Source organism: Kitasatospora sp. NPDC091257, from assembly GCF_044757675.1.
In the GTDB taxonomy this organism is placed as follows: domain Bacteria; phylum Actinomycetota; class Actinomycetes; order Streptomycetales; family Streptomycetaceae; genus Kitasatospora; species Kitasatospora lactacystinica.
On record NZ_JBIVVI010000780.1, the window covers coordinates 1 to 4,406 of the forward strand.

The window sequence follows — 4,406 nt, forward strand, 5'->3', positions numbered from 1 at the left end:
CCCTCCGCGGCCGAAGCCCCGGACGGCCCCGACCGGGCCCCGCGGGAGCCGGACGGGGACGAGGACGAGGCCCCCGAGCCCCGCCGGCACTTCCTGATCCGCACCGCCTCCGCCGCCGGCTCCCGCACCGGCAAGGTGGTGCACGGCACCGGCCGCCGGATCCGCCGGGCCACCGCCGCCGAGGGCGCGGGCGAGTCCGGCCTCGCGAAGCTGATCGAGCTGCACGCGCTCAACTCCTTCGGCGACATGCTGATCACCGTCGCGCTGGCGTCCACCATCTTCTTCTCGGTGCCCACCGGCGAGGCCCGCGGCCGGGTCGCGCTCTACCTGCTGATCACGATGGCCCCGTTCGCCCTGCTGGCCCCGGTGATCGGCCCGCTGTTGGACCGGCTGCCGCACGGCCGGCGGGCGGCCATGGCGATGGCGATGCTGGCCCGGGCGGTGCTGGCCTGGACGATGGCCGGGGTGATCGTCGGCGGCGGCATCGCGCTCTACCCGGAGGCGCTCGGCGTGCTGGTCGCGTCCAAGGCGTACGGCGTGGTGCGCAGCGTGGTGGTGCCGCGACTGCTGCCGAGCCGGCTGTCCCTGGTGAAGGCGAACTCCCGGGTCACCCTGGCCGGACTGCTGGCCACCGGCGTGGCGGCCGGGGTGGGCGGGCTGCTGCACCTGGTCGGGCCCGGCTGGCCGCTGCGCGGCGCCTTCCTGGTGTTCGTGGTCGGCACCCTGATGGCCTTCCACCTGCCGCCCGCGGTGGACTCCGCCAAGGGCGAGCAGCGCGCCGTCCTGCACGCCGAGGTGCACGGCGAGGGCTCGCACCTGATCCACCACAGGCCGCCGCCGGTCAAGGCCTCGCTGCGCACGGTCGGCCCCTCGGTGATCCTGGCGCTGCGGGCGATGTCGGCGATGAAGTGGCTGGTCGGCTTCCTGGTGATGTTCCTGGCCTTCCTGCTGCGGGAGGAGCCGATCGGCGGGCTGCGGCCGACGGTGGCGCTGGGCCTGGTGGCGCTGGCCGCCGGGACGGGCAACGCGCTGGGCTCGGTGCTCGGCTCCTGGCTGCGCACCCGGGGCCCGGAGAAGACCATCAGCGCGATGCTGCTGCTGGCGACCTGCGCGACGGCCGCGGCCGCGCTCTGGTACGGCGTGGTGACGGTGGTCGTGGTCGCCGCGGTGGCCGGGATGGCGGCCTCGCTGGGCAAGCTGGCCCTGGACGCGCTGATCCAGCGGGACGTCCCGGAGGCGGTGCGGACCTCGGCGTTCGCCCGTTCGGAGACCCTGATGCAGCTGTCCTGGGTGGCGGGCGGCGCGGTCGGCATCCTGCTGCCGCTGAACGGGAAGCTGGGCCTGTCGATCGCCGCCGGGGTGGTCGGCCTGGCGCTGCTGTGGACGCTGCGCTCACTCCTGCGGGTGGGGCCGCGGCGGCACCCGGCGACGCCCCGGGTCGCCTGACCGCGCCGGCGCGGCAACACGCGGTGCCGACCCCCGCGTCGCGTGATCGGCCGGGCCCGGTAGATTCTGACGCATGAGCCTCAATTCCCGTGCCATCGCCGCCCTCGGCGCCGTCGTCGTGGTCGGCGCCGCCACGGTGGGCACCTCCGTCGCCATTGCCGCCGGCCAGACCGAGCACATCTCGCACCGTGCCACCCTCACGGTCGGCAACTCCTCGATCGTCGCGGACCCGCTGTGCTGGAACGCCGGCAGCCCGCTCACCGACGACCAGCAGCAGAAGTGCCAGGAGGACGCGACCAAGGCCCTGCACGACGGCACGCTGCCCACCTCGGACGTCGTGGGGAGCGACCGGGTCGGCGTCGGGGTCTCCCCCAACGTGGCCGACACGGGCTGGTGGGCCTTCACCAACGGCGGCTCGTCCAACCAGGGCGGTCGCTACACCCTGTTCTCGGCCGCCAAGGGCCCGACCTGGTCGGGCGCCCAGTCGGCGAACAAGGTGCTCAACTCCAGCGGCAAGACCGTGGTGACCGTGGTCGAGGGCGACCCGAACCAGGAAGCCCCGATCGCCGTCTGGTACTTCCAGCTGAAGACCGAGGGCAACAGCTCCGACAACGGCTGACCGGGCCTGCGATGACCGCGCCCGCCGTCACCGACGGCCGCACCGAGCAGTCGGGCCCCGCACGGGCCCGGCTGCTCGTCGTCGTCGCGGTGGCCGCCGAGGCCGAGGCCGTGCTGCGCGGCCTGCCCGGTGCGACCGCCGCGCTGCCGCTGCCCGGCGGCACGCTGCACCGGGCCCAGGAGGTGCCCGTGGACGTGCTGGCCGCCGGGGTCGGCCCGGCCGCCGCCGCCGCCGGCGCCTGCGCCGCGCTGGCGGCCCACCCGTACGCGCTGGCCGTCTCGGCCGGGATCGCCGGCGGCTTCGCCCCGCTCGCCCCGGTCGGCTCCACGGTGCTGGCCGACGCGATCGTGGCCGCGGACCTCGGCGCCGAGACCCCCGAGGGCTTCGCCGACGTCACCGAGCTGGGCTTCGGCACCGTCCGGCACGCCCCGCCCCCGGCCGCCGTCGCGCTGGTCGCGCGGGCGCTGGGCGGTCCGGGCCTCGCCGTCGGCCCGGTACTGACCGTCTCCACCGTCACCGGCAGCGCCGCGCGGGCCGCCGAACTGGCCGCCCGCCACCCCGGTGCCGTCGCCGAGGCGATGGAGGGCTTCGGGGTGGCCGAGGCCGCCGCCCGGTACGGCGTACCGGCCCTCGAACTGCGCACGGTGTCCAATCCGGTGGGCCCGCGCGACCGGGCCGCCTGGCGGATCGGCGAGGCGCTGGCCGCCCTGGAGCGGGCCTTCGCCGCGCTGCCCGTGCACGACCTGGCCGCGCGCCACGAACCGGACCCGGCCGCGCGGCACGAACCGATTGAGGAGGCCGGCCGTGGCTGAACGGCTGAGCATCGCGTACTCGCCCTGCCCGAACGACACCTTCGTCTTCCACGCCTGGGCACACGGCCTGGTGCCCGGGGCGGACGCCCCCGAGGTGACCTTCGCCGACATCGACGTCACCAACGGCCGGGCCGAACGCGGCGAGCTGGACGTGCTGAAGATCAGCTACGGCGCGCTGCCCTGGGTCCTGGAGGAGTACGCCCTGCTGCCCTGCGGCGGCGCGCTGGGCCGCGGCTGCGGCCCGCTGGTGCTCACCCTGCCGGGCGTCGCCTCCCCCGCCGACCTGGCCGGGAAGACCGTCGCGGTGCCCTCCGAGCGCTCCACCGCCTACCTGCTGTTCCGGCTCTGGGCGGCGAAGGCGGTGCCCGGCGGCTTCGGCGAGATCGTCGTCCTGCCGTTCCACGAGATCATGCCCGCCGTCCGGGACGGCCGGGTGGACGCCGGCCTGGTGATCCACGAGGCCCGCTTCACGTACCAGCAGTACGGCCTGCACAGCCTGGCCGACATGGGCGAGGCCTGGGAGCAGGAGACCGGCCTGCCGATCCCGCTGGGCGCGATCGTCGCCCGGCGCTCGCTCGGCGCCGAGCGGCTGCGGGCGATCGCCGACGCGATCCGCGCCTCCGTGCGGCAGGCCTGGGCGGACCCGGCGGCGAGCCGCGAGTACGTGCTGGCGCACGCCCAGGAGATGGACCTGGACGTCGCCGAGCAGCACATCGGGCTGTACGTCACCGAGTTCAGCGAGGACCTCGGCGAGGAGGGCTACGCCGCCGTCCGCGCGCTGCTCACCCGGGCCGCCGCGGAGGGGCTGGTGCCCCCGCTCGACCCGGGTGCGCTCGCGTTCTAGCCGGCGGCCGGCCGACGGTCAGAGGTCGAACTGGTCGGCCACCGCGCGCAGCAGGCCGGCCAGCTTCTGGCCGGTCGGCTTGGCGGGGTAGCGCCCGCGCTGGAGACCGGGCAGCACCGCGTCCAGCGTGGTGATCAGGTCCTGGACGATCGGTGCCATGTCGTCGGCGCTCCGGCGCTGGGCGGCGGCCACCGAGGGCAGCGCCTCCAGCAGCTGCACCGCCATCGCCTGGTCCCCGCGGTGCCCGGCGACCACGCCGAACTCGACCCGCTGGCCCGGCTTCAGCGACGTGACACCGGAGGGCAGCGCCTTGGTGTGGACGAAGACGTCGCCGCCGTCGTCGCGCGACAGGAAGCCGAAGCCCTTCGTCTCGTTGAACCACTTGACCTGGCCGGTGGGCATCTCGAACAGTCCTCGAATGGGTGTGGGGGATCCCGGCCCGGGCCGGGGATCACTGGGTGGTGGGAAAAAACGACCGGCCTCGACTCGGCGCCCGTGGGCGCTCATGGCCGGCACGCGGTCAGGAGCAGACTAACCGTCCGTCACTGCCTCATCCGCGTTCCGCGAGGGATCCGCGTTCCGAGGCCCGGTCGGGGCGGCGGGACCGGGATCTCGCGGTCACGGGCAACCCGGCGCCGGCACGGCCGGGGCGCGGCTCCGCGCGGTCCATCGGCTGACACCCCCC

The 4,406-nt window shown here is 75.6% G+C and carries 5 protein-coding genes; 4 read left to right on the top strand and 1 reads right to left on the bottom strand.

Annotation, left to right across the window (positions count from 1 at the left end; all coding sequences use genetic code 11):
• Positions 1-93: 93 nt before the first annotated feature.
• The 4 genes from ACIQOV_RS29350 to ACIQOV_RS29365 all read left to right on the top strand — a co-directional run bounded on the left by ACIQOV_RS29350 (position 94) and on the right by ACIQOV_RS29365 (position 3,721).
• Complete coding sequence (locus ACIQOV_RS29350) at positions 94-1,446, top strand: MFS transporter (RefSeq protein ID WP_401053587.1); 1,353 nt, start codon at positions 94-96, stop codon at positions 1,444-1,446.
• 73 nt (positions 1,447-1,519) lie between these two features.
• Positions 1,520-2,065, top strand: coding sequence for a hypothetical protein (locus tag ACIQOV_RS29355; protein ID WP_359905746.1), 546 nt, complete (start codon positions 1,520-1,522; stop codon positions 2,063-2,065).
• An 11-nt stretch (positions 2,066-2,076) separates the two neighbouring features.
• Positions 2,077-2,877 (top strand): futalosine hydrolase, encoded by an 801-nt coding sequence (locus ACIQOV_RS29360; RefSeq protein ID WP_359905749.1) that lies wholly within the window; start codon positions 2,077-2,079, stop codon positions 2,875-2,877.
• A complete protein-coding gene (locus tag ACIQOV_RS29365; protein ID WP_359905752.1) occupies positions 2,870-3,721 on the top strand; it encodes a 1,4-dihydroxy-6-naphthoate synthase in 852 nt (283 codons plus the stop codon). The genes ACIQOV_RS29360 and ACIQOV_RS29365 overlap by 8 nt, the downstream gene beginning before the upstream one ends.
• Before the next feature lie 18 nt (positions 3,722-3,739).
• Here ACIQOV_RS29365 and ACIQOV_RS29370 read toward each other — a convergent pair whose 3' ends face one another.
• Positions 3,740-4,123 carry a cold-shock protein gene (locus ACIQOV_RS29370; protein WP_401053585.1) on the bottom strand — a complete coding sequence of 128 codons (384 nt, stop codon included), beginning with the start codon at positions 4,121-4,123 and terminating at the stop codon, positions 3,740-3,742.
• Positions 4,124-4,406 lie beyond the last annotated feature (283 nt).

Excerpts from the sequence above, each read along its gene's own strand:
- ACIQOV_RS29360 (WP_359905749.1), top strand. The coding sequence starts at position 2,077 with ATGACCGCGCCCGCCGTCACCGACGGCCGCACCGAGCAGTCGGGCCCC.
- ACIQOV_RS29355 (WP_359905746.1), top strand. The coding sequence starts at position 1,520 with ATGAGCCTCAATTCCCGTGCCATCGCCGCCCTCGGCGCCGTCGTCGTG.
- ACIQOV_RS29370 (WP_401053585.1), bottom strand. The coding sequence starts at position 4,123 with ATGCCCACCGGCCAGGTCAAGTGGTTCAACGAGACGAAGGGCTTCGGC.